Consider the following 20,679-nt stretch of genomic DNA (forward strand, 5'->3'; position numbering starts at 1 on the left):
TTCAGCAAAGCCCGGCTGGTCCAGCCTGCCGATCCCCGCTGCAGACGATCAACTCCACCGCCGCAGCGCCCCCTGCACCGCGGCATGGCAGCACAGGCGCCCGCATGGGTGAACCACACGGAGCACCCGATTCAGGAAGGCCCATCCTGGAGCCGCCGCCGGGTGGCGTAGCGCACGACGGTGACGCCCGCGCGCGCCTGCCTGGTGGACGGCATCACGAGCACGCAGTCGTCATGCGGTGTGGTCACGGGCGTGCCGGCGTCGTCGCCGATCACGCTGCCAGCCTTTGCAATCTGCTCCAGACCCGTGTACGGCGCGGCGAAACGGAAGGCATTGCTGCGCGCGACCACGCGGCCCGTGACTTCCAGCGCCCATTGGTGTGGCGCGTCCGCGAGCCGCCAGCCGGGCAACTGCCGCGCCAGCGCCTGGGCGTCGAGCGCGCCGGACTGTTCGAGGAAGCGCAGGCACTGGTCCTGCGCCACGGCGCGGCTCGCGAGCGCACCGTGGAAGCCGCATTCGATGAGCAGCGAGCGGGTGTCTCCGGCCTGCTCATCCGCGAGGCCGAAGCGGCCATAGTCGCGCATGCGCACACCGTCCTGGTGGCCCGCGTCGATCACGACGTGCTCGGGTGAGCGCATGGCGCGCGCCAGTTGCAGGTTGCGCGCCTGGGTGCCCGTGAGCAGCAGCGGCGCCGAGGGTTCGTGCATGGAATGGATGTCCAGCAGCCAGTCGGCGCGCGCCACGAAGGGGCGCAGGGCCGCGGCACGGCGGCGCTCGTTGCTGTCCGCTGCGTCGATGCGCGCGTCGATCCATTGCCGGTTCAGGTCTTCTTCGGCAAAGCGCGAGGCGTCGTGGTCGGCGGGGTCGAAGCGATCGAAGGCGTCGAGGTTGCACAGGGCCAGCGTCAGCCGGCCGCGTTCGGGGCGCAGGCCCGCTTCGAGCAGGCCCTTGAGGGCCCAGGCGCCGCACAGCTCGTTGCCGTGTACCAGCGCGCTGATCATCACGCAACGCCCGGGCCGGCCCGAATCGAACTGCCACACGCCCTCGGTGCCGGTGTTTCCCGCCCGCCAGGCGCCGATGTCCGGAACGGGCAGATCAAAGGCCGGGCCGGCGTTCATTCCTCGATCCTGGCGGATTCGACGATCTTGCGGTACTTGGCCAACTCGGCTGCGAGGAACTGGTCGGTGTCTGTTCCGGCGGCGGCTATGCTGGAGCCGTTGGCCTCCAGCTTTTTGCGAAATTCCGGGCTCTGCAGGCTGTCGCCGAGCGCCTTCTTGAGCTTGTCGAACACCGGCTTGGGCAGCTTCGCCGGGGCCATGAGCGCGAACCAGGTGCCGATGTCCACGGCCCTGTACTGCGGCGACTCGGCCAGCGCCGGGATATCGGGTGTGCTCGCCGAGCGTCTGGCCTCGGTCGTTCCCAGGGCGATCAGCTTGCCGCTGCGGATGTGCGGCAGGCTGCTGGAGAGCACGAACATGCCGTACTCCAGGTTGCGACCCACCAAGTCATGGACAAGCGGCGCCACGCCGCGGTAGGGAATATGCGTCATGAACAGCTGGCCCTGCTCCTTGACCAACTCGCCGGCCAAGTGCAACGAGGTGCCCACGCCCGAACTGCCGTAGCTGAACTTGCCCGGGTTCTGCGCGACCTTGCGCGTGAATTCGGCAAGGTTCCTCACGCCCGCCCCGGGCGACGCCACCAGCACCAGCGGCTGTGAGGCGATGAGGCCGATGGCGCTGAAATCCCCGATGCCGTATTTGGGCTTGCGGGTCACGAGCCCGTTGATCACCAACTCGTTGTTCCCGCCCACGAGCAGGGTGTAGCCGTCCGCTGCGGCGCTGGCCACCTTCTGCGCGCCGATGGTGCCGCCCGCGCCGCTCAGGTTCTCGACGAGCACGGGGACGCCCAGCTTGTTGCCCAACTCGGCCGCCACGGTGCGCGCGGTCAGATCGGCGCTACCGCCTGGCGGGTAGCCCACGACCAGGGTGACGGGCTTGGACGGATACGCGTCCTGCGCGGGCGCGGGCACGGCAATGAGGATCAGGCTGCACAGCAGGGCAACGCGGCGCAAGCGATGGTGGATTGGCATGGCGGCATCGTACAAGCTGGGGCGCAACGGGAATGGCCCCCATGTGACAGATGGGACAGGCGTGCTCTGCGCCGCCGGTGCAACTCATTACTGCGCCTCGTCCAGCACGCTCCGGGTGCGTCCAGCCTGCTTGCACGCTGCGATGGCAAAGTCCGTGCCCTCCGATGCGTAGAGGATGGCGCGCGACGAATTCACGATGATCGCCCCGCCGTCGCGCAACCCCGCGCGCACGGCGGCTGCGGCGTCGCCCCCCTGCGCGCCGACACCCGGGATCAGCAGCGGCAGCGTGGGCGCAATGTTGCGCACGCGCGCGATCTCCTGCGGGTAGGTGGCGCCCACCACCAGACCCAACTGGCCGTTGCGGTTCCAGGGGCCTTGCGCCAAGTGGGCAATGTGCTCGTACAGCCGGGGCTGTCCGTCGATGTCGGCCAAGCGCTGGTTTTGCAGATCGTCGCCTCCGGGGTTGGAGGTGCGGCACAGCAGGAACACGCCCTTGTCGGGGTACGCCAGATAGGGCGCGATCGAGTCGAAACCCATGAACGGGGAGAGGGTGACCGCATCCGCGTCGTAACGCTCGAAAGCCTCCCGGGCGTACTGCACCGCCGTGGAGCCAATGTCCCCCCGTTTGGCGTCCAGGATCACCGGTATGTGGGGCACGGTGCGGCGTATGTACTCTATCAGGCGTTCGAGTTGCCTTTCCGCACCGTACGCGGAAAAGCACGCGACCTGGAGCTTGAACGCGCACACGAAGTCGGCCGTGGCGTCAACGATCCTGGCGCAAAAGCCATAAATCTTGCGCGTGTTGCCACGCATCGCCACGGGAAACCGCCCGAGTTCGGGATCCAGCCCCACGCACAGCAGGGAATGGTTTCGCGCCGTGGCGCCACGCAACATGTCGGCGAAGTTCATGGGGCGTTATTTTAGTGTCCCGGGGTCCCCACGATTTGGGGCGTCCGTCTCACCGGGCGAGACGGACGTTTGACCCGTGCTTGCTACCAAGTCGATAGTGCGCGCACGATTTTTTTCAACGGAACCTCTGCATGCAAGCCACCCGACTGGGGCGCGATTTCGCATCCGTCACACCCATGCTGCGCAACTACTTCTTCGTCGTCGTTCCCGCGGCCTCGCCCTGGCGCACAACGGGCGACCTGCTGCGCGCCGCGCGCGACAAGCCCGCCGTGGTGAACTACGGATCGTGGTTCGTGGGCAGCCCCGGTCATCTGGGCGCAGCCATGCTCGAGGCCGCCAGCGGCACGCGCATGACCCATGTGCCGTACAAGGAAATGACGCAGCTCTACACCGGCGTGGGAAATGGCGAGGTGCACTGGGCCTTTGGCAGCGCGGCCAGCGCGGGCGCGATGCAGCGCGCCGGCCGCGTGCGCTACATCGCCGTGGCCGCGCCCGCACGGGTAGCCGGCTTCGCCGACGTGCCGACCGTCGCCGAGTCGGGCGGACCAGCGCAATTCGAGCTCTCGGCCTGGGTCGGCCTGCTCGCGCCCAAGGGAACGCCGCGCGCCGTCATCGACCGCAGCATCCAGCAGGACGTGGCCGCCGTGCTGCAGAGCGCCGAACTGCAGGCGCGCTACGCCACCTTGTTCTACGAACCCTACAGCCTCACGCCCGAGCAGTTCGCCCGGCAGGTCGCGGCCGACGCGCAGCGCTTTGGCGAGCCGATTCGCCGGCTCGACATCCGCCTGGATTGATGGCCGCAGCGGCGAAGACAGGCCCCCTGCCCCGTCTTCGCGCATCCGTTCCCCCGCACCCCCCGCACTTCCCTGACACGGAGAGACCCCATGACCCTTGGCGCCACCCTCGCGCAACTGCACCTCTTTACGCCCGATCCCGCGCGCATGGCCGACTTCTACGCGCGCAACCACGGCATATTTGCGCAGCGCCATCGCGGCGGGCGCGCTCGAGCGCCTGGGACAGGTCGCGCAAGGCCGGCCCGACAGCGCCGCGCTGGACGAGATCCGCTTTCTGCCCGTGATCCCGAACCCGGACAAGATCGTCTGCATCGGCCACAACTACGAGGAACACCGCATCGAGACCCGGCGCGACAAACATGGCTGTTCTCACTCGTCGAACAAATCCGAATGCCGCCCGGTGCGCTCGAACCGCACAAGCTCCCCGGTAATCTTGTAGATGAGCAGCCAATCAGGCTCGACGTGCGCATCCCGGAAACCACGCCAACTGCCTTTCAGCGGGTGGTCGAGGTAGGACGCTGGCAGCGGCTTGCCCTCGATGAGCAAGCCCAACAAGGTCTTGAGTTTGCCCATGTCCTTGCCGCGTTTCTGCGCCTGCTTCACATCGCGTTTGAACTGACCGGAATAGCCGGGCTGGCGCATCAGATGCCAAGCTTCTCAAACAGGTCATGCGCGTCCTTGGCGTGGTGCACGTCCTCGCCCCGCTCACTCTTTGCCAGCGTTTCCGCTGTCAGCGCGTTGGGAACGCGCATCTCGAACGGAAGCACCTTTTCCTTGGCAATCTTGGTCAGTGCGATACGCACCACGTCGGACACGGTAAGGCCCATGCCAGCCAGTACGGCGGCAGCTTCGTTTTTCAGCGTCTCATCGATCCGCGCCCGGACAAATGCTGTGGCAGCCATGGCAAGCCTCTCTTATTACATTGGGCTTTGATTGTGGCTCAATAGAGCTACGGACGCTAGCAGCTCATGCGCGGATCTCGCCCCTGCCGGGCATGCCTTGCCCGCGCTGCACCCTCAGAGGAACGATTGCGACAAGGCAAGCGCCAGCATATGCGCGAGGATGGCCGCTTCGAACCCGTAGCGCGCGTAGAGCGCGCCCATGACCAAGCCAAACACGGTGTTCCCGAGCAGCAGGAAGGCCAGCACCGGCGGGGTCAACACGCCCGGCATGTCCTGCACTGTGGACAAGCACGTCAGCGCAGCCGAGCACAGGGCGCTGAGCACCACCGCTGTGCTCAGCAGCCCCCTGCCGGGCGCGCCTTGCCCGCGCTGCAGCAGGCGCCAGACCAGCCACAGCAGCAGCGTCATCACGGTCCAGCGCATGAACAGTTCGTCCGTGATGCCAACGAGCAGTTGGGCGGGTATGAAGGCTGCGGCGTGCTCGGGGGCGGACGGCGGCGGCCTCAGGACCTCCGGTGTGTTGCGCGCGAGCACCCACAGCCACGCCGCGCCAGCCAACCCGCCGCAGAGGCCGGGCGTCAACTGCGGCCTCAGCGCCGGCCACACGGGCCGGCGCCCGATCCACGCCGACAACGCGGGCGCGGCAAGGCCCACGCGCGGCGCCAGCGCCACGCCCACGGCCACCGCGAGTGCGAGCAGCACCGCATACGCCAAGCCGGCGTACAGCAGATTGCTCACCAGCAAAACGAACAGCGCCTCCTCAAAGCTCGTCCACCGGAGCAGCAGCGCCCACAATATCGGGGCAAACATGCTGGCCATGCCCAGCAGCCAGAGGATTGCGCCCAGCCGCCACTGCATGGCGCGTGGCGTGGGCGTTGGACGCTTGTCGTCAGAGTTCATGTCGGGTCTTCCCACGCACGCTTCAGGCGCGCATCAGCGCTTCGATCTCGTCCGCCTGCACCGGTACGCCCCGCGTGATCAGTTCGCAGCCGGACGCGCTGACGATGGCGTCGTCCTCAATGCGGATGCCGATTCCGTGAAACTGCGCGGGAACGCCCTCGGCAGGCCGCACGTAGAGGCCGGGCTCGATGGTCAGCACCATGCCCGGGCGCAGCACGCGGCTGGGCCGTTGGGTGATGCGCTCGCCCGAGAGCGGGTCCTTGCGCTCGCCCGCCTGCCCGACTTCGCCGGGCTCGACATAGCTGCCGCAGTCGTGCACGTCCATGCCCAGCCAGTGGCCCGTGCGGTGCATGTAGAACGGGAAGTAGGCGCGGCTGGCGATCGCGTCGTCGCGCGTTCCCACCTTGTTCCTGTCGAGCAGGCCCAGGTCGATCAGGCCCTGCGTGAGTACGGCCACGGTGGCGTTGTGCAGGTCGTCGAAGCGCGCGCCGGCCCGGGCAGTGGCCACGGCTGCGTCCTGGCTGGCCAGCACCAGTTCGTACAGCGCGCGTTGCGCGCCGCTGAAGCGGCCATTCGCGGGGAAGGTACGCGTGATGTCGCTGGCGTAGCCGTCGAGTTCGCAGCCCGCGTCGATGAGCACCAACTCGCCGTCGCGCACCGGGGCCGCGCCGGCCCGGTAGTGCAGCACGCAGGCGTTGGTCCCCGCAGCGACGATGCAGTTGTACGCCGGGCATTGCGCGCCGGCGTCCCGGAAGGCGTGCAGCAACTCGGCTTCCAGGTGGTACTCGCGCAGGTCCTGGCCCGCGCGCAGCATGCGCGCCGCGCGCTGCATGGCGCGGATGTGGGCCTGCGCGCTGATCTGGCTGGCGCGGCGCAGGATGGCCTGCTCGTGCGCGTCCTTGAAGAGCCGCATCTCGTCGAGCAGAGCGCACAGGTCGTTCTGCGCGCTGGGGCATAGCGCGCCGTAGCGCAGCCGCGCGCGCACCGCGCCGAGCCAGCCCTCGACGCGCGCCGCCAGGCCGCCGTGCGTGGCAAACGGATACCAGACGCAGCGGGTGTTTTCCAGCAGGCGGGGCAGCCGCGCGTCCAGTTCGGTGATCGGATGCGCGGCGTCCACGGCGAGCGCCTCAGGCGCCGCGGCGGGGCCCAGGCGGTAGCCGTCCCAGACCTCGCGCTCCGGGTCCTTGGGCTGGCAAAACAGCGTGCTGTGGCCATCGTGCGTCAGCACCAGGCAGGCGCCGGGCTCGGTGAACCCCGTGAGGTAATAAAAGTAGCTGTCGTGGCGGTACAGGAATTCACTGTCCCGGTTGCGCAGCTGCTCCGGCGCCGTGGGGACGATGGCCATGCCCCCCGGGCCGAGCTGGGCGGCAAGTTGCGCACGGCGCTGGGTGTGGACGGATGCGTGCAGGGTGGTGTTCATGGCAGGGCAGGAGAGAGGGCATTGAGTTCGGCGAGGCGGGCGGGCGTTCCCACGTCGGCCCAGTGGCCGCCATAGAGCTGCGCGCTGACGCGGCGATTGTCCATGGCGCGCTGCAGCAGCTGCAACAGCGGGGTCCGGACGCCGCCCGGGTTGCCCGCCGGTATGTCGCACCAGGGCGGCGCAAACAGCTGCGCGCGCAGCAGCGCGAAGGTGCTGTAGGTGTAGCGCGGCGCGGGGTCGTCGGCAGGCAGGTTCAGCGCCAGTCCGTCAACCGACAGACCGAAATCGCCGCGCGGTTTGTTCGCCGGATTGGGCACCAGCCACAAATGCGCCAGATGCTCGCTTGCGGCAAAGGCCTGCACGGCGGCGCTGTGGAAGCCGAAGTCGGGCGCAAACACATCGCCCGCCGCAAGCCAGAACAGCGGCCCCAGTTGCGGCAACGCGCGCGCAATGCCGCCCGCGGTTTCCAGCGCGCGGCCAAAATCCGCCGCTTCGTCCGAGTAGGCAATGGACAGCGGCCGGCGCTCGCCGTCCGGGCATTGCAGGCCAAAGCTGTTTGAAAAATGCGCGCTGATCTGCGCTCCCAGCCAGGCGGTATTGATGACCACCCGCCCCACCCCGGCCGCGTGCAGCGCCTGCAACTGCCAGTGCAGCAGCGGCAGCCCCTGCACCTGGAGCAGGGGTTTGGGGGTGGTGTCGCTCAGGGGGCGCATGCGTTCGCCGCGGCCCGCAGCCAGGAGCATGGCGGGAACCTGCCCGGCCATGGCGTCGCGGTCTGTGCCGCCGTTTCCTTCACGGTGCCCGTTGGCGAGGTCGGTGGTCAGAGGCAGTCCTTGCATGGAGCGCACTGTAGTGCATGGACACTGCCTGTTGCTGCGCATGCGCGACCGTTGTTCCTGCGCACTGAGAAATAGGGCCTGCACGAATTGGATGCACACTGTGGCCCCGAATTGGTGCGCCGCCCGCGATTCCTGCAAACACCGCAGGCAACGCACTGTTTCGGTGCCCTCCGGAAGTTGCCCGGTCGGTCCGCTCCTTCATAGTGCAGCGGCCGCACCAGGCCGGCACGAAAACTGCTCTCTCTTCCAGAAGTTTTTTCAACAAGCGCTTTTATCAGCCAGCACTTTACCCAGGAGAACCCGATGGCCAAAACCGTTGCAGACGTGATGAAGATGGTGCAGGAGAACGAAGTCAAATTCATCGACTTCCGTTTCACCGACACCCGTGGCAAGGAGCAGCACGTGACCGTTCCCGTGTCGCACTTCGACGAGGACAAGTTCACGTCCGGCCATGCATTCGATGGTTCGTCGGTCGCGGGCTGGAAGGGCATCGAAGCCTCGGACATGCAACTCATGCCCGACCCCCATACCGCCAACATCGACCCCTTCTACGAAGAAACCACGCTCTTCCTGCAATGCGATGTGATCGAGCCCGGTGACGGCAAGGCCTACGACCGCGACCCGCGCTCCATCGCCAAGCGCGCCGAAGCCTACCTGAAGGCATCCGGTCTGGGCGACACGGCGTACTTCGGTCCGGAGCCGGAATTCTTCCTCTTCGACGGTGTGCGCTGGTCCAACGAACCCGGCAAGGTGATGTTTGAAATTGAGGAATACGAGGCCCCCTGGAACTCGGGCGCGAAGCTCGAGGACGGCAACCGCGGCCACCGCCCGAGCGTCAAGGGCGGCTACTTTCCCGTGCCTCCCGTGGACAGCACGCAGGACATGCGCGCCGAAATGGCGCTGGTCCTCGAATCGCTGGGGATTCCGGTCGAAGTGTTCCACCACGAAGTCGCTGGCGCCGGGCAGAACGAGATCGGCACCAAATTCAGCACCCTGGTCGAGCGCGCCGACTGGACCCAGGTCCTGAAATACGTGGTCTGGAACGTGGCCAACGCCTACGGCAAGACCGCCACCTTCATGCCCAAGCCCTACGCGGGCGACAACGGCTCGGGCATGCACGTGCACCAGTCGATCTGGAAGGACGGCAAGAACCTGTTCGCCGGCGACGGCTACGCCGGCCTGTCGGACTTCGCGCTGTACTACATCGGCGGAATCATCAAGCACGCACGGGCCCTGAACGCCATCACCAACCCCGGAACGAACTCGTACAAGCGGCTGGTTCCCGGCTTTGAAGCGCCGGTGAAGCTGGCCTACTCGTCGCGCAACCGCTCGGCATCGATCCGCATTCCCTACGTGGCCAACCCCAAGGGCCGGCGCATCGAGGCGCGCTTTCCCGATCCGTCGGCGAACCCCTACCTGGCTTTCTCGGCCCTGATGATGGCCGGTCTGGACGGCGTGGAAAACAAGATCCACCCCGGCGAAGCCGCAACCAAGGACCTGTACCACCTGCCGCCCGAAGAAGACAAGCTGGTGCCGACCGTGTGCCACAGCCTGGACCAGGCGCTGGACTATCTGGACAAGGGACGCGGCTTCCTGACCAAGGGCGGGGTGTTCACCGACACCATGCTCGACGCCTACATCGAACTCAAGATGGCCGAAGTTACACGCTTTCGCATGGCGCCCCACCCCGTCGAGTACGATATGTACTACTCGCTCTGATCGTCTGGCGGCTGGCCCCGGTGGGGGTCCGTAGCGGGGTAGCGCCACAGGGCCACGCAACGGCCGATCCGTGCAAAACCCTGCACGGATCGGCCGTTGTGCCGGATGGAGAGAGGGGGTGCTGGGTGGATATTTCCCCGCCCCCGTGCCAGCATGAGGAAATCCGATGAAAAGAACGCTCGCCTCCCTGCTGCTCCTGGCCTTCACGCTCCCGGCTGCCCTGGCGCAGGAGCGCGTCTACCGCTGCGGCAACGAATACACGAACGATGCTGCCTTGGCCAAGGCGCGCGGTTGCAAGCCGGTCGATGGAAGCCACGTCACGGTGCTGAAAGGCAGCCGCGCCGCACCGGGCTCAGGTTTCGTGCAGAACCCGGGCCTTGCGCAGACCCCGGGGCCTGCTGCACCCGCACCTGCACCGAACATGGGCCATACCGTGCAAAAGACCTGGGCCGCGACCCGGGACCCCGTCAGCGACCCCGCCCGGGCCTCGGGTGGGCGCAGCCTCCTCGAGTCCGAACTGCACCATACCCGACCCGACAAGCAACACGAGGACGCCTCCGAGGGCAATGCGCCGGATTGGCGCAACCCGCAGCGCTACCTGGAGCGGATGATGTCTACTTGGAAGGGCCAGCGCGACTGATCGGGAGCGCTTGGTGGATATCCCCCTCCCCCGCTTCAGTGTGAAACCGGATGAAAAAAACACTTGCCACCCTGCTGCTCATTGCCCTCACGCTCCCGGTCGCCTTGGCGCAGGAGCGCGTCTACCGCTGCGGCAATGAGTACACGAACAACGCCACCCGGGGCAAGGCGCGCGGCTGCAAGCTCATCGAAGGGGGGTACGTCACGGTGCTGCAAGGCAACCGGCCCGCAGCAGCCCCTGCACCGGGTCCGACCCTTGCGGCGGCGGGTCCATCCTCTGCGCCGCGGGTGAGCAGCAGCGACCAAAAGGCCCGGGATTCCGATGCGCGCGCCATCCTCGAAGCCGAACTGCGCAAAGCCGAAGCACGCCATGCCGAGCTCATCAGGGAATACAACGACGGCACCCCCGAGCACAATGCGCTCGATTTGCGCAACCCGCAGCGCTACGCGGAGCGGACGGCGGAACTCAAGGCCGGCCTGTCGCGCAGCGAAAGCGACATCGCGGGAATCAAGCGCGAACTGGCCCGCCAGCCGGCTGCATCTGCCTCCGCCAACTGACCGCAGCATGTGAGTCTTTCGCCCTCTGCCGACCCCCCGGGCGCCAGCGCTGAACGCTTTCATGCGCTGGACTTGGTGTCCACTCTGGTGGCGGTGCTGCGCGCCGGCGATGGCGCAGTGCAGTTCGCCAATGCAGCGCTGGAAAACACCCTGGGCCTGTCCCGGCGCACGCTCGAAGGCGCCGACTTCGCCAGCTTTCTTACCGACCCCGCGCTGCTGCGGACGGCGCTGACCGGTGTGCGCAACAGGGACTTTGCCGCGCTGCGCTACGAGGCCGGCCTCAAGCGCCTGCACCAGGACCCGGTGCCGGTGCACGTCAACGTGGCCGGCGCCGAGCAGGCCGGCGACATCCTGGTCGAGCTCTGGCCGATCGAGCAGCAGGCGCGGCAGGAGCGGGAGGAGCGCTTGCTCGATCAGGCCCAGGCGCACAAGGAACTGATCCGCAACCTCGCGCACGAGATCAAGAACCCGCTGGGCGGCATTCGCGGCGCCGCGCAGCTGCTCGAGATGGAGCTCGAAAGCCGCGAGCTCACCGAGTACGCCCAGGTCATCATCCACGAAGCCGACCGCCTGCAGGGCCTGGTGGACCGGCTGCTGGCGCCGCACCGCCACCCGCATCGGGTGGGCGACGTGAACATCCACGAGGTGTGCGAGCGCGTGCGCTCTCTGGTGCTGCTCGAGTACCCCCAAGGGCTCGAGGTCCGGCGTGATTACGACACCTCGATCCCCGAGTTCCGCGCAGACCGGGCACAGCTCATCCAGGCCGTGCTGAACATCGTGCAGAACGCGGCCCAGGCGCTGTCCGAGCGCATTGCAGCGGACGCCGCCGTGATCACGCTGCACACCCGCGTGGTTCGGCAGGCGACGTTTGGCCGAAAGCGCTATCGGCTGGCACTGGAATTGCGTGTCATCGACAACGGCCCGGGTGTTCCCGACGCCATCAAGGAGCGGATTTTTTACCCTCTGGTATCGGGCCGGGACGGGGGATCGGGGCTGGGACTCACGTTGGCGCAAACCTTCGTCCAGCAGCATCACGGGTTGATCGAATGCGACAGCGTGCCGGGTTGCACCGATTTCCGGATCCTGATCCCCCTGCCCTGAGGATCACGGCACGCACGCACACACACACACAGGCCAAGGGAAGAAAAACATATGAAGCCGATCTGGATAGTGGATGACGACCCCTCGATCCGCTTCGTTCTGGAAAAAGCGCTGGCGCGTGAAAACCTGCCCACGCGCAGTTTCACGCAGCCGCGCGAAGTGCTCGACGCGCTCGCGGACATCAGCGCGGGCGACCCCACGCGGCAAGGCCCGCAGGTCCTGGTGAGCGATATCCGCATGCCCGGCGGCTCGGGCCTGCAATTGCTGGAGAAGCTGCGCGAGCTCCAGCCGGGCCTGCCCATCCTCATCATGACGGCCTACTCCGATCTGGACAGCGCCGTCTCGGCGTTCCAGCGCGGGGCCTTCGAATACCTGCCCAAGCCCTTCGACCTGACCAAGGCCGTGGAGCTGATTCGCCGCGCGGTGGAAGAGAGCCAGCGCGAAGAGGTCATCGAAGAACGCCCGGGCGCCACGCCCGAGATGCTCGGCCAGGCGCCGGCGATGCAGGACGTATTCCGTGCCATCGGCCGCCTGAGCCAGAGCCAGGTCACCGTGCTGATCACCGGCGAATCGGGATCGGGCAAGGAACTGGTCGCGCGTGCGCTGCACCGGCATTCGCCCTGCGCGGAAGGTCCCTTCGTGGCCATCAATACCGCGGCCATCCCCAAGGACCTGCTGGAATCCGAACTGTTTGGCCACGAGCGCGGGGCCTTCACGGGCGCGCAGACCCAGCGGCGCGGCCGCTTCGAGCAGGCCGAAGGCGGAACCTTGTTCCTCGACGAAATCGGTGACATGCCCTTCGACTTGCAGACGCGCCTGCTGCGCGTGCTCTCGGACGGCCAGTTCTACCGCGTCGGCGGCCATGCAGCGGTCAAGGCGCACGTGCGCGTGATCGCCGCCACCCACCAGGACCTGGAAAAGCGCGTCCAGGACGGTGTTTTCCGCGAAGACCTGTTCCACCGCATCAACGTCATCCGCCTGCGCCTGCCCGCGCTGCGCGAGCGGCACGAGGACGTGCCCATGCTCACGCGCCATTTCCTCCAGCAAAGCGCGCGGCAGCTGGGCGTGGAACCCAAGCGCATTGCCGATTCGGCGCTCGCGCTGCTCGGGCAGTTTGCCTTTCCGGGGAATGTGCGCCAGCTGGAAAATATCTGCCACTGGCTCACCGTGATGGCGCCGGCCCAGGTGATCACGCTGCAGGACCTGCCCCCGGAGGTGCTGCAGGCCCCCGCGTACCGGCCGCCCGTGCGCATTGCCGACAGCGCGCAGCCTGCGGCGCCCGCGCGCGAGCTGCCGAGTGCCCAGCACCCCGTGCTGCCCGCCGCAGCAGGCGTCGCACCGGACGCGGATGCGCCAGCCGCCCTGGCAGCGGACATGCCACTGCCGCCGCCTTCCGACGCCGGCTGGGAACAGGCCCTGGAAACGGAGGCGCAAAAACTGCTCGCGGGCGGCCGGCCGCAGGTCTGGGATGCGCTCACGCGGCGCTTCGAGTCGCGCCTGATCCGCACCGCGCTGACAGCCACCCATGGCCGCCGCATGGAGGCCGCGCAGCGGCTGGGAATCGGGCGCAACACCATCACACGCAAAATTCAGGAACTCGGGCTCGACGCCCCGGACGAGGCCTGAAAACGGCCATCGGCGCCCGAGCGGCCCGCAGCCATCCAAGGGCTGCGGGGCCCCTGCCGGGCGCGCGCAAGACCCGCGGATAGCCGCAGCGCCGGAAGCTGGACAATCGGGGGCCGCGCCCGAGCCGCTTGAAGCGCGGCGCCAGGGCCCCATTTGGATGGACGAACAGCCATTTCCTTGTCTTACCCCACGGAGAACCCATGAAACGGATCCTGCTATTTGTGCTGACCAATCTGGCCATCGTCACCGTGCTCGGGGTGGTCGCGAGCCTGTTGGGCGTGAACCGCTACCTCACGGCGAACGGTCTGAACCTGGGCGCGTTGCTGGTCTACGCGCTGCTGATAGGCTTTGGCGGCGCGTTCATCTCGCTGCTCATCAGCAAGCCCATCGCCAAGTGGAGCGCGGGCGTGCGCCTGATCGACGGCTCGGGGTCGCCCGACGAACGCTGGATCGTCGAGACCGTGCACAAGTTTGCCGGCCAGGCCGGAATCGGCATGCCCGAAGTCGGAATCTTCGAAGGCGAACCCAACGCCTTCGCCACCGGAGCGTTCAAGAACTCGGCGCTGGTGGCGGTGTCCACCGGCCTGCTGCAGGCAATGACACGCGACGAAGTCGAGGCCGTGATCGGCCACGAAATCGCCCACGTGGCCAATGGCGACATGGTCACCATGGCGCTGATCCAGGGCGTGATGAACACCTTCGTGGTGTTCCTGTCGCGCGTCATCAGCTACGCGATAGACAGCTTTCTGCGCAGGGGCAATGAAAACAGTTCGGGCCCCGGCATCGGTTACTACGTGACGACCATCGTGCTCGACATCATTTTGGGTTTCATCGCCGCCATGATCGTGGCCTGGTTCAGCCGCCAGCGCGAGTTCCGCGCGGACGCAGGCGCCGCCCAACTCATGGGCCGCCGCCAGCCCATGATCAACGCCCTGGCCCGCCTGGGGGGCGTGCATCCCGCGGAACTGCCCAAGAGCCTCGCCGCCATGGGCATTGCCGGCGGTATCGGCCAGCTGTTCAGCACCCATCCTCCCATCGAGGAGCGCATCGCCGCGCTGCAAGGCTGAGCGCGCGTTCCCGCAGCCGCCGGGATGGCCCCTGCATAATCCCCGGCAGAAACATGCGCTTCAGGAACGACACCATGCCCGCCCTCCCCTGCGCTGCCGCGGTCCTGGCAGCGGCCCTTTTCGGCCCGCTGGCCATCGCCTCGTGCTACGTGGTGTACGGCCCCGACAAGGAGGTCGTGTACCGCGCGTCCGAGCCGCCGGTCGATATGTCCCGCCCGCTGCACGAGACCTTGCCCCGCGTGGCCCCGGGCGCGGCCCTGGTTTTCTCGCCCGACGATCACAACTGCACAAGCACCATGAACAAACTGCCCCTGGCTGCCCTCCCGGAGCCGGCGACGGCGCACATGCGCCCTGCACGCACGCAGCCCACACAGCGCGGCTGCCGTGGCCAAGGCGGCTGCGCTCCCGGACCGCAGGGAACCGGAGGATGAGCGCGGCGCCATTCCCCACGGTGGAACTCTGCGCACAGGACGGCGCAGCGCAAGCGGATGCATTGCCCGAGGGCTGGCTGCGGGTGGAGTCCATGGACCTCGACGCCCAAGGCGTGGCCCGCAGGCCCGACGGCAAGGTCGTATTCATTGATGGTGCCCTGCCGTCCGAGTTGGTCAGCACGTACCCCCTGCGCAAGAAGAACCACTGGGAGCAGGCTGGCCTGATTGCGATCCACCGCGAATCGTCGCAGCGCGTGCGCCCCGGCTGCCCGCACTTTGGCCTGCATACCGGGGCCTGCGGCGGCTGCAAGATGCAGCATCTGCACATGGGCGCCCAGGTGGCCGTCAAGCAGCGGGTGCTGGAAGACAACCTCTGGCACCTGGGCAAGGTCCGGGCAGAGATGCTGCTGCGCCCCATCGAAGGCCCGGCCTGGGGCTACCGCTACCGCGCGCGCTTGTCCGTGCGCCATGTGTTCAAGAAGGGCACGGTGCTGGTGGGCTTTCATGAGCGCAAGAGCCACTACGTGGCCGACATGGCGCATTGCCCCGTGCTGCCGCCGCATGTGGATGCCCTGCTGATGCCGCTGCGCGCGCTGATCGCTGCGCTGGACGCCCGCGACACCTGTCCGCAGATCGAGCTCGCCTGCGGTGACCGGGTGACGGCGCTGGTGCTGCGCCATCTGGCGCCGCTGAGCGCGGACGACGTTGCTCGGCTGCGCGCCTTTGCGGCCGGGCACGGCGTGCAATGGTGGTTGCAGCCCAAGGGCCCCGACACCGTGCAGCCACTCGACGCGGACGGCGAGCCGCTCGCGTATGCCCTGCCCGACTTCGGCATCAGCATGCCGTTCAGGCCGACGGACTTCACGCAGGTGAACCCGCACATCAACCGGGTGCTGGTCGCGCGCGCGCTGCGGCTGCTGGACGTGCAGGCGCACGAGCGCGTGATCGATTGGTTCTGCGGCCTGGGCAACTTCACGCTGCCGCTGGCAACGCAGGCGCGCGAGGTGCTGGGCGTCGAGGGCAGCGCGGCGCTGGTGGCCCGTTGCCACGAAAACTACGCCCTGAATCGGGGCGCGGCGCAGAACCGCAGGGCCTTGGCGGCGACGCGCTTCGTTGCGCGCAACCTGTTCGAGATGACCCCCGCAACGCTGGTGGCCGACGGTGCAGCCGACAAATGGCTGCTGGACCCGCCACGCGAGGGCGCTTTGGCCCTGGTCAGGGCGCTGGCCGACATCGAGCAGTCGCGCATCGGCGCCGAAGGCGCAGCGCCGCTGCCCGCTGGCGCCGAGGGCTGGACGCCGCCCGGACGCATCGTCTACGTGAGCTGCAACCCCGCCACGCTGGCGCGCGACGCGGGGCTGCTGGTGCATCTGGCGGGCTACCGCTGCGTCGCGGCGGGCATGGTGAACATGTTTCCGCACACGGCCCACGTCGAGAGCATGGCGGTGTTTCAGCGGGGCTGAGACGCGCTGACGGGCCTGGGGTCCGAACGCGGAGCCCCCCTCGCCCAGTTCGCTGCGTTATGCCAGCGCAGCTGCCAGACCCAGCATGGCGCGTGCTTCCGACACGCTCGCGACCTCGCGGCCCGCAGCCCGTGCGCATTGCGCCAATTGCTCGATCAGCGGGCCGTTGGACGCCACCTTGCTGCCGTCCGGCAGGTAGAAAGTGTCTTCCAGACCGCTGCGCAGATGGCCTCCGACTTCCGCCACGCGCTGGTGCAGGGGCCAGATTTCCGCGCGCCCGATGAGCGTCGCCTGCCAGGGCGCTTGCGGGATCTTGAGGCGCAGCAGAATCGGCAGCAGGTCCGGGTCCGCGGGCATTCCCGACGCCACGCCGAACACGAAGTTGTACTCCGGCAGCCCCTGGTACATGCCGGTTTGCCGGTACATCTGCACGCAGCGCACGATTCCCAGGTCAAAGCACTCGAACTCCGGCAGCGTGCCGGTCTCGGCCATGGCGTCGATGAATTCCTTGACCTTCGCGGGCGGGTTGTCGAACAGCGTGGGCGGCCAGGCCCAGGCGCCGTCGCTGCGCACCTTCAGGTAGTTCAGTGAACCGGCATTGCACGCCGCCATCTCGGGCCGCGTGGCGCGCAGGCAGTCGATCGGGCCCTGGCAGTCCGGGCCCACCACGCCGGTGCTCTGGTTGATGATCAGGCCCGGGCAGGCTGCGCGCAGCGCCTGCACGCAGTCGCGCGCCAGCTGCGGGTCCCACGAGGGCAGGTGCCCCTTGCCGGGCTCCTGCCGGCGAAAGTGCAGGTGCACCACGGACGCGCCCGCGTCGCAGGCGCGGCGCGCCTCGCGCGCCAGCTCCTCGGGCGTGACGGGAACCGGGTGCTGCCCGGGGTCGGTGAGCACGCCGGTGATGGCGCAGGTGATGATGGCCTTGTCGCTGTGCATGCGGGCGTCTCCTTCTACGTTGGGTCCGGCTGCGCTGCGGGGGGTACAAGGCGCGCGAGCACCTGGCCTGGGGCCACCTGCTGGCCGGGGCTGACGAACAGCTCGGCGAGCCTGGCCGCAGCGGGGCAGGCCAGCTGGTGTTCGAGCTTCATGGATTCGATGACCAGCACGGTGTCTCCGGCCGCCAGCGTCTGCCCGATCTCGGCGGCGAGCGCGAGCACCCGGCCGTTGAACGGCGCGCGCAACTCCGTGGCGCCGCCCGCGGCGACGATGTGTTCGGAGGGCTCCAGGGAAGCATCGTCGACCCAGCCGTCCACGCCGGCGATCTGCCAATGCCAGCGCCGTTCTCCCACGGGCACCACGCGCACGAGATACTCCACGCCACTCCAGTTGCAGCGCCGGCTGCCATCCGGCAAGGCGACGAGCCGCACGTCGGCCACCTCGCCCCCGGGCAGATCGACGTGCATCCCGCCCTGCACGCGTGCGCGCACCGCGAGCGGCAGGATGTCCCCCTGGTGGCGCAGGCGCAGGGGACGCGCGAAGCCGCAGGGCAGCGCAGGCGTAGACGTAGGCGCCGCAGGGTACACGGCGCACAGCGCTGCGGGGTAGAGCAGCGCGCGCTCTTCTTCGGCGAGCCGCTCGCGCAGCGCCTGCGCATGCTCCGTGAGAAACGGCAGCAGCGCCTGCCCCGCGCGAAATACCGGGTGCTCCAGGCAGGCCACGAGAAACGCCCGGTTGTTCGGCAGGCCCAGCAGCGTGGTGGCACGCAGCGCGCGCAGCAGCGTGGCGATGGCCTGCTCGCGCGTGGCGGCGTGCACGATGAGCTTGCCCAGCAGCGCGTCGTAGTCCGCCGTGACCTCGCCGCCCGGCTCCAACGCATGGTCCAGGCGCAGGCCGCCCAGGGGCGCTGGCGCAAAGGCGCTGGCCTGCGGGGCGGTGAAGTGCAGAACGCGCCCGGTGTGCGGGCGAAAATGCGTGTCCTCCGCGCACAGCCGCACCTCGATGGCGTGGCCGCGCAGCGCGAGCGCGTGCTGCGCGATCGGCAGCGGCTCGCCCCGCGCCACACGGATCTGCCACTGCACCAGGTCGAACCCGGTCACGGCCTCGGTCACGGGGTGCTCGACTTGCAGCCGCGGGTTCATCTCCATCAGGTAGAACGCATCGCCATCGACCAGAAACTCCACCGTGCCCGCGCCCACGTAGCCCGCCGCGCGGGCCAGCGCCACGGCGCAGTCCCCCAGGCGTGTGCGCAACGCCGTGCTCAGCGCCGGGCAGGGGGACTCTTCGATGAGCTTCTGGTAGCGCCGCTGCACCGAGCAGTCGCGCTCGCCCAGGTGGATGCAGGCGCCGTGCGTGTCGGCGAACAACTGCAGTTCGACGTGGCGCGGCGCGGACAGCGCGCGTTCGATGAGCAGATCGCCGCAGCCAAAGCCCGCGAGCGCCTCGGAGCGCGCTGCGACCAGCGCAGCGGGCAGTTGCTCCGGATCGGTCACCAGCCGCATGCCGCGCCCGCCGCCGCCCGCGATCGCCTTGACCATCACGGGGTAGCCGATGCGCTCGGCCTCGGCGCCAAAGCGCGCAGCGCTCTGCTCATCGCCCGCGTAGCCCGGCAGACAGGGCAGCCCCTGCGCCAGGGCCAGCGCCTTGGCGCGCGCCTTGTCGCCCAGAGCACGCATGGCCGCGGGGGGCGGACCGATCCAGGTCAGGCCCGCGTCCAGCACGGCCTGGGCAAAGTCGGCGTTCTCGCTCAGAAAGCCATAGCCCGGGTGCACGGCGTCGGCGCCCGTGGCCTGCGCGGCCGCCAGCAGCTTGTCGATGCGCAGATAGCTGTCGGCACTGGTCGTTCCCCCCAGGGCATGGGACTGCGTGGCCTCGCGCACGTGCAGCGCCCGGGCGTCGGGGTCCGAGTAGACGGCCACGCTCGCGATTCCCATGGCGTGCGCCGTGTGGATCACGCGGCGGGCGATCTCGCCGCGGTTTGCGATCAGTATCTTTTTCACAAACCGTTCCCCCGCGGCTGCATCGCCCGCTTGCACGCTGCGCGTGCACGGGCAATTTTCTTGGACATGCTCATCATTCCCCAGGCCGTTTGGCCAGACCCATGGTCTTTGCGATGATGCTCAGCATCACCTCGTCCGCACCGCCGCCAATGGACGCCAGGCGTCCGTCGCGGTACATGCGCGCGACCTTGTTTTCCAGCGTATAGCCCATGCCGCCCCAGAACTGCAGGCAGCTGTCGGGAATCAGCCGATTCAGCCGGCCGGCCTTGAGCTTGGCCATGCTCGCCAGTTCCAGCACGTCCTGCCCGGCCACGTATAGATCGCAGGCGCGGTAGGTGAGCGCACGCAGGGCCTCGACTTCGGTCCTGAGCTCGGCAAGCTTGAATTGCAGCCATTGCTGGTCGGCCAGCGCGCCGCCAAACAGCTTGCGCTCGCGGGCCCACTCGACGGTCCATTCGATGCAGTTGTTCAAGGACTCGAGCGTGCTCGCCGAGCACCACAGGCGCTCTTCCTGAAACTGCTGCATCTGGTAGATGAAGCCCTGCCCCTCGGCGCCGATGCGGTAGCGCTGCGGCACGCGCACCGCGTCGAAATGGATCAGCCCCGTGTCGCTGCTGTGCATGCCGATCTTGCGGATCTTGCGCGCCAGTTCCACGCCCGGCGTCAGGCTGCCGCCCGGTCCGTCGCGCAGCGGCACCAGCACCAGGCTCTTGTTCTTGTGCGCGGGGCCGTCGCCGGTGTTCACGAGCATGCACATCCAGTCGGCCTGCAGGCCGTTGGTGATCCACATTTTCTGGCCGCTGATCAGGTAGTCGTCGCCGTCCTTGCGCGCCGTGCTCCTGATTCCCGACACGTCGCTGCCCGCAGCGGGCTCGCTCACCCCGATGCAGCCCACCATGTCGCCCGCAATCGCCGGGGCCAGGAACTGCTGGCGCAGCGCATCGCTGCCGTAGCGTGCGAGCGCCGGGGTGCACATGTCGGTCTGCACGCCGATCGCCATGGGCACGCCGCCGCAGTGGATATGGCCCAGCGTCTCGGCCATGGCCAGGCTGTAGGAGTAGTCCAGCCCCGCGCCGCCGCAGGACTCGGGCTTGCACAGGCCCAGCAGGCCGAGGCGGCCGAGCTTTTTGAACAGCGCGTGCGCGGGAAACGTCTCGGCCGCCTCCCAGTCGTCCACGTGGGGGTTGATCTCCTCGTCGATGAAGCGCTTGAGGGTCTTTTGTATTTCGCGGTGCTCGTGCGTGAACTGCATGCTGTTGTCTCCGTGGGGGGCTGCGTTGCCTGGG

At 68.2% G+C, this 20,679-nt stretch carries 21 protein-coding genes; 9 read left to right on the forward strand and 12 right to left on the reverse strand.

Features of this window, described 5'->3' with window-relative positions:
* Positions 1-131: 131 nt before the first annotated feature.
* The 3 genes from D5041_RS15610 to pyrF all read right to left on the reverse strand — a co-directional run bounded on the left by D5041_RS15610 (position 132) and on the right by pyrF (position 2,998).
* Positions 132-1,118 carry a M14 family metallopeptidase gene (locus D5041_RS15610; protein ID WP_010103051.1) on the reverse strand — a complete coding sequence of 329 codons (987 nt, stop codon included), beginning with the start codon at positions 1,116-1,118 and terminating at the stop codon, positions 132-134.
* Positions 1,115-2,089 (reverse strand): Bug family tripartite tricarboxylate transporter substrate binding protein, encoded by a 975-nt coding sequence (locus D5041_RS15615; protein ID WP_029554197.1) that lies wholly within the window; start codon positions 2,087-2,089, stop codon positions 1,115-1,117. Before D5041_RS15615 ends, D5041_RS15610 begins: the two co-directional genes overlap by 4 nt.
* Before the next feature lie 87 nt (positions 2,090-2,176).
* Complete coding sequence (pyrF, locus tag D5041_RS15620; RefSeq protein WP_010103053.1) at positions 2,177-2,998, reverse strand: orotidine-5'-phosphate decarboxylase; 822 nt, start codon at positions 2,996-2,998, stop codon at positions 2,177-2,179.
* A gap of 131 nt (positions 2,999-3,129) precedes the next feature.
* On the opposite strand from pyrF, the gene D5041_RS15625 reads away from it, so the two are divergent.
* Complete coding sequence (locus D5041_RS15625; protein WP_265256679.1) at positions 3,130-3,792, forward strand: Bug family tripartite tricarboxylate transporter substrate binding protein; 663 nt, start codon at positions 3,130-3,132, stop codon at positions 3,790-3,792.
* Between the two features lie 127 nt (positions 3,793-3,919).
* Here D5041_RS15625 and D5041_RS15630 read toward each other — a convergent pair whose 3' ends face one another.
* From D5041_RS15630 to D5041_RS15655, 6 genes are all read right to left on the reverse strand, one after another.
* Positions 3,920-4,153: a hypothetical protein gene (locus D5041_RS15630; RefSeq protein ID WP_029554198.1), complete on the reverse strand. Its 234-nt coding sequence runs from the start codon at positions 4,151-4,153 to the stop codon at positions 3,920-3,922.
* An 8-nt stretch (positions 4,154-4,161) separates the two neighbouring features.
* A complete protein-coding gene (locus tag D5041_RS15635; RefSeq protein WP_265256680.1) occupies positions 4,162-4,434 on the reverse strand; it encodes a type II toxin-antitoxin system YafQ family toxin in 273 nt (90 codons plus the stop codon).
* Entirely contained in the window at positions 4,434-4,694 is a 261-nt protein-coding gene (locus D5041_RS15640; RefSeq protein WP_010103056.1) for a type II toxin-antitoxin system RelB/DinJ family antitoxin, read from the reverse strand. The genes D5041_RS15635 and D5041_RS15640 overlap by 1 nt, the downstream gene beginning before the upstream one ends.
* Before the next feature lie 114 nt (positions 4,695-4,808).
* Positions 4,809-5,594 carry a CPBP family glutamic-type intramembrane protease gene (locus D5041_RS15645; protein WP_265285175.1) on the reverse strand — a complete coding sequence of 262 codons (786 nt, stop codon included), beginning with the start codon at positions 5,592-5,594 and terminating at the stop codon, positions 4,809-4,811.
* A 22-nt stretch (positions 5,595-5,616) separates the two neighbouring features.
* Positions 5,617-7,014 (reverse strand): aminopeptidase P N-terminal domain-containing protein, encoded by a 1,398-nt coding sequence (locus tag D5041_RS15650; RefSeq protein WP_265285176.1) that lies wholly within the window; start codon positions 7,012-7,014, stop codon positions 5,617-5,619.
* Complete coding sequence (locus tag D5041_RS15655; protein ID WP_265285745.1) at positions 7,011-7,778, reverse strand: nucleotidyltransferase family protein; 768 nt, start codon at positions 7,776-7,778, stop codon at positions 7,011-7,013. The genes D5041_RS15650 and D5041_RS15655 overlap by 4 nt, the downstream gene beginning before the upstream one ends.
* A 378-nt stretch (positions 7,779-8,156) precedes the next feature.
* Between D5041_RS15655 and glnA the strand changes: the two genes are divergently transcribed.
* The 8 genes from glnA to rlmD all read left to right on the forward strand — a co-directional run bounded on the left by glnA (position 8,157) and on the right by rlmD (position 16,457).
* The gene (glnA, locus tag D5041_RS15660; protein WP_010107912.1) at positions 8,157-9,572 is read left to right on the forward strand and encodes a type I glutamate--ammonia ligase; all 1,416 of its coding nucleotides are present in this window, start codon (positions 8,157-8,159) and stop codon (positions 9,570-9,572) included.
* Between the two features lie 166 nt (positions 9,573-9,738).
* A complete protein-coding gene (locus D5041_RS15665; RefSeq protein WP_265285177.1) occupies positions 9,739-10,212 on the forward strand; it encodes a hypothetical protein in 474 nt (157 codons plus the stop codon).
* A gap of 50 nt (positions 10,213-10,262) precedes the next feature.
* Positions 10,263-10,769, forward strand: coding sequence for a hypothetical protein (locus D5041_RS15670; protein WP_265285178.1), 507 nt, complete (start codon positions 10,263-10,265; stop codon positions 10,767-10,769).
* A 75-nt stretch (positions 10,770-10,844) separates the two neighbouring features.
* Complete coding sequence (gene glnL / locus D5041_RS15675) at positions 10,845-11,870, forward strand: nitrogen regulation protein NR(II) (RefSeq protein ID WP_040893418.1); 1,026 nt, start codon at positions 10,845-10,847, stop codon at positions 11,868-11,870.
* A 51-nt stretch (positions 11,871-11,921) separates the two neighbouring features.
* A complete protein-coding gene (gene ntrC / locus D5041_RS15680) occupies positions 11,922-13,496 on the forward strand; it encodes a nitrogen regulation protein NR(I) (protein ID WP_265280683.1) in 1,575 nt (524 codons plus the stop codon).
* Between the two features lie 200 nt (positions 13,497-13,696).
* On the forward strand, positions 13,697-14,563 hold the full coding sequence (htpX, locus tag D5041_RS15685) for a protease HtpX (protein WP_265256686.1): 867 nt from the start codon (positions 13,697-13,699) through the stop codon (positions 14,561-14,563).
* A gap of 74 nt (positions 14,564-14,637) precedes the next feature.
* Positions 14,638-14,994, forward strand: a complete 357-nt coding sequence (locus D5041_RS15690) for a hypothetical protein (RefSeq protein ID WP_081479842.1) — start codon at positions 14,638-14,640, stop codon at positions 14,992-14,994.
* Positions 14,991-16,457, forward strand: coding sequence for a 23S rRNA (uracil(1939)-C(5))-methyltransferase RlmD (rlmD, locus tag D5041_RS15695; protein ID WP_265285179.1), 1,467 nt, complete (start codon positions 14,991-14,993; stop codon positions 16,455-16,457). Before D5041_RS15690 ends, rlmD begins: the two co-directional genes overlap by 4 nt.
* A gap of 57 nt (positions 16,458-16,514) precedes the next feature.
* Here the strand turns inward: rlmD and D5041_RS15700 are convergent, their stop codons facing one another.
* From D5041_RS15700 to D5041_RS15710, 3 genes are all read right to left on the reverse strand, one after another.
* Positions 16,515-17,393, reverse strand: a complete 879-nt coding sequence (locus D5041_RS15700) for a beta-keto acid cleavage family enzyme (RefSeq protein WP_265285180.1) — start codon at positions 17,391-17,393, stop codon at positions 16,515-16,517.
* A 14-nt stretch (positions 17,394-17,407) separates the two neighbouring features.
* Positions 17,408-19,393: an ATP-binding protein gene (locus tag D5041_RS15705; protein ID WP_265285181.1), complete on the reverse strand. Its 1,986-nt coding sequence runs from the start codon at positions 19,391-19,393 to the stop codon at positions 17,408-17,410.
* 73 nt (positions 19,394-19,466) lie between these two features.
* Complete coding sequence (locus D5041_RS15710; RefSeq protein ID WP_265256690.1) at positions 19,467-20,645, reverse strand: acyl-CoA dehydrogenase family protein; 1,179 nt, start codon at positions 20,643-20,645, stop codon at positions 19,467-19,469.
* Positions 20,646-20,679: the final 34 nt, after the last annotated feature.

The organism is Verminephrobacter aporrectodeae subsp. tuberculatae, assembly GCF_026127385.1.
In the GTDB taxonomy this organism is placed as follows: domain Bacteria; phylum Pseudomonadota; class Gammaproteobacteria; order Burkholderiales; family Burkholderiaceae_C; genus Acidovorax; species Acidovorax aporrectodeae.

Bases quoted from the DNA above. Each gene is read 5' to 3' on its own strand.
- D5041_RS15650 (WP_265285176.1), bottom strand. From the start codon at position 7,014: ATGAACACCACCCTGCACGCATCCGTCCACACCCAGCGCCGTGCGCAA.
- D5041_RS15635 (WP_265256680.1), bottom strand. From the start codon at position 4,434: ATGCGCCAGCCCGGCTATTCCGGTCAGTTCAAACGCGATGTGAAGCAG.
- D5041_RS15615 (WP_029554197.1), bottom strand. From the start codon at position 2,089: ATGCCAATCCACCATCGCTTGCGCCGCGTTGCCCTGCTGTGCAGCCTG.
- D5041_RS15630 (WP_029554198.1), bottom strand. From the start codon at position 4,153: ATGTTTGTCGCGCCGGGTCTCGATGCGGTGTTCCTCGTAGTTGTGGCC.
- rlmD (WP_265285179.1), top strand. From the start codon at position 14,991: ATGAGCGCGGCGCCATTCCCCACGGTGGAACTCTGCGCACAGGACGGC.
- D5041_RS15655 (WP_265285745.1), bottom strand. From the start codon at position 7,778: ATGGCCGGGCAGGTTCCCGCCATGCTCCTGGCTGCGGGCCGCGGCGAA.
- D5041_RS15710 (WP_265256690.1), bottom strand. From the start codon at position 20,645: ATGCAGTTCACGCACGAGCACCGCGAAATACAAAAGACCCTCAAGCGC.
- D5041_RS15640 (WP_010103056.1), bottom strand. From the start codon at position 4,694: ATGGCTGCCACAGCATTTGTCCGGGCGCGGATCGATGAGACGCTGAAA.
- D5041_RS15700 (WP_265285180.1), bottom strand. From the start codon at position 17,393: ATGCACAGCGACAAGGCCATCATCACCTGCGCCATCACCGGCGTGCTC.
- D5041_RS15665 (WP_265285177.1), top strand. From the start codon at position 9,739: ATGAAAAGAACGCTCGCCTCCCTGCTGCTCCTGGCCTTCACGCTCCCG.
- htpX (WP_265256686.1), top strand. From the start codon at position 13,697: ATGAAACGGATCCTGCTATTTGTGCTGACCAATCTGGCCATCGTCACC.
- pyrF (WP_010103053.1), bottom strand. From the start codon at position 2,998: ATGAACTTCGCCGACATGTTGCGTGGCGCCACGGCGCGAAACCATTCC.
- D5041_RS15670 (WP_265285178.1), top strand. From the start codon at position 10,263: ATGAAAAAAACACTTGCCACCCTGCTGCTCATTGCCCTCACGCTCCCG.
- D5041_RS15645 (WP_265285175.1), bottom strand. From the start codon at position 5,594: ATGAACTCTGACGACAAGCGTCCAACGCCCACGCCACGCGCCATGCAG.
- D5041_RS15625 (WP_265256679.1), top strand. From the start codon at position 3,130: ATGCAAGCCACCCGACTGGGGCGCGATTTCGCATCCGTCACACCCATG.
- ntrC (WP_265280683.1), top strand. From the start codon at position 11,922: ATGAAGCCGATCTGGATAGTGGATGACGACCCCTCGATCCGCTTCGTT.
- D5041_RS15690 (WP_081479842.1), top strand. From the start codon at position 14,638: ATGCCCGCCCTCCCCTGCGCTGCCGCGGTCCTGGCAGCGGCCCTTTTC.
- glnA (WP_010107912.1), top strand. From the start codon at position 8,157: ATGGCCAAAACCGTTGCAGACGTGATGAAGATGGTGCAGGAGAACGAA.
- D5041_RS15610 (WP_010103051.1), bottom strand. From the start codon at position 1,118: ATGAACGCCGGCCCGGCCTTTGATCTGCCCGTTCCGGACATCGGCGCC.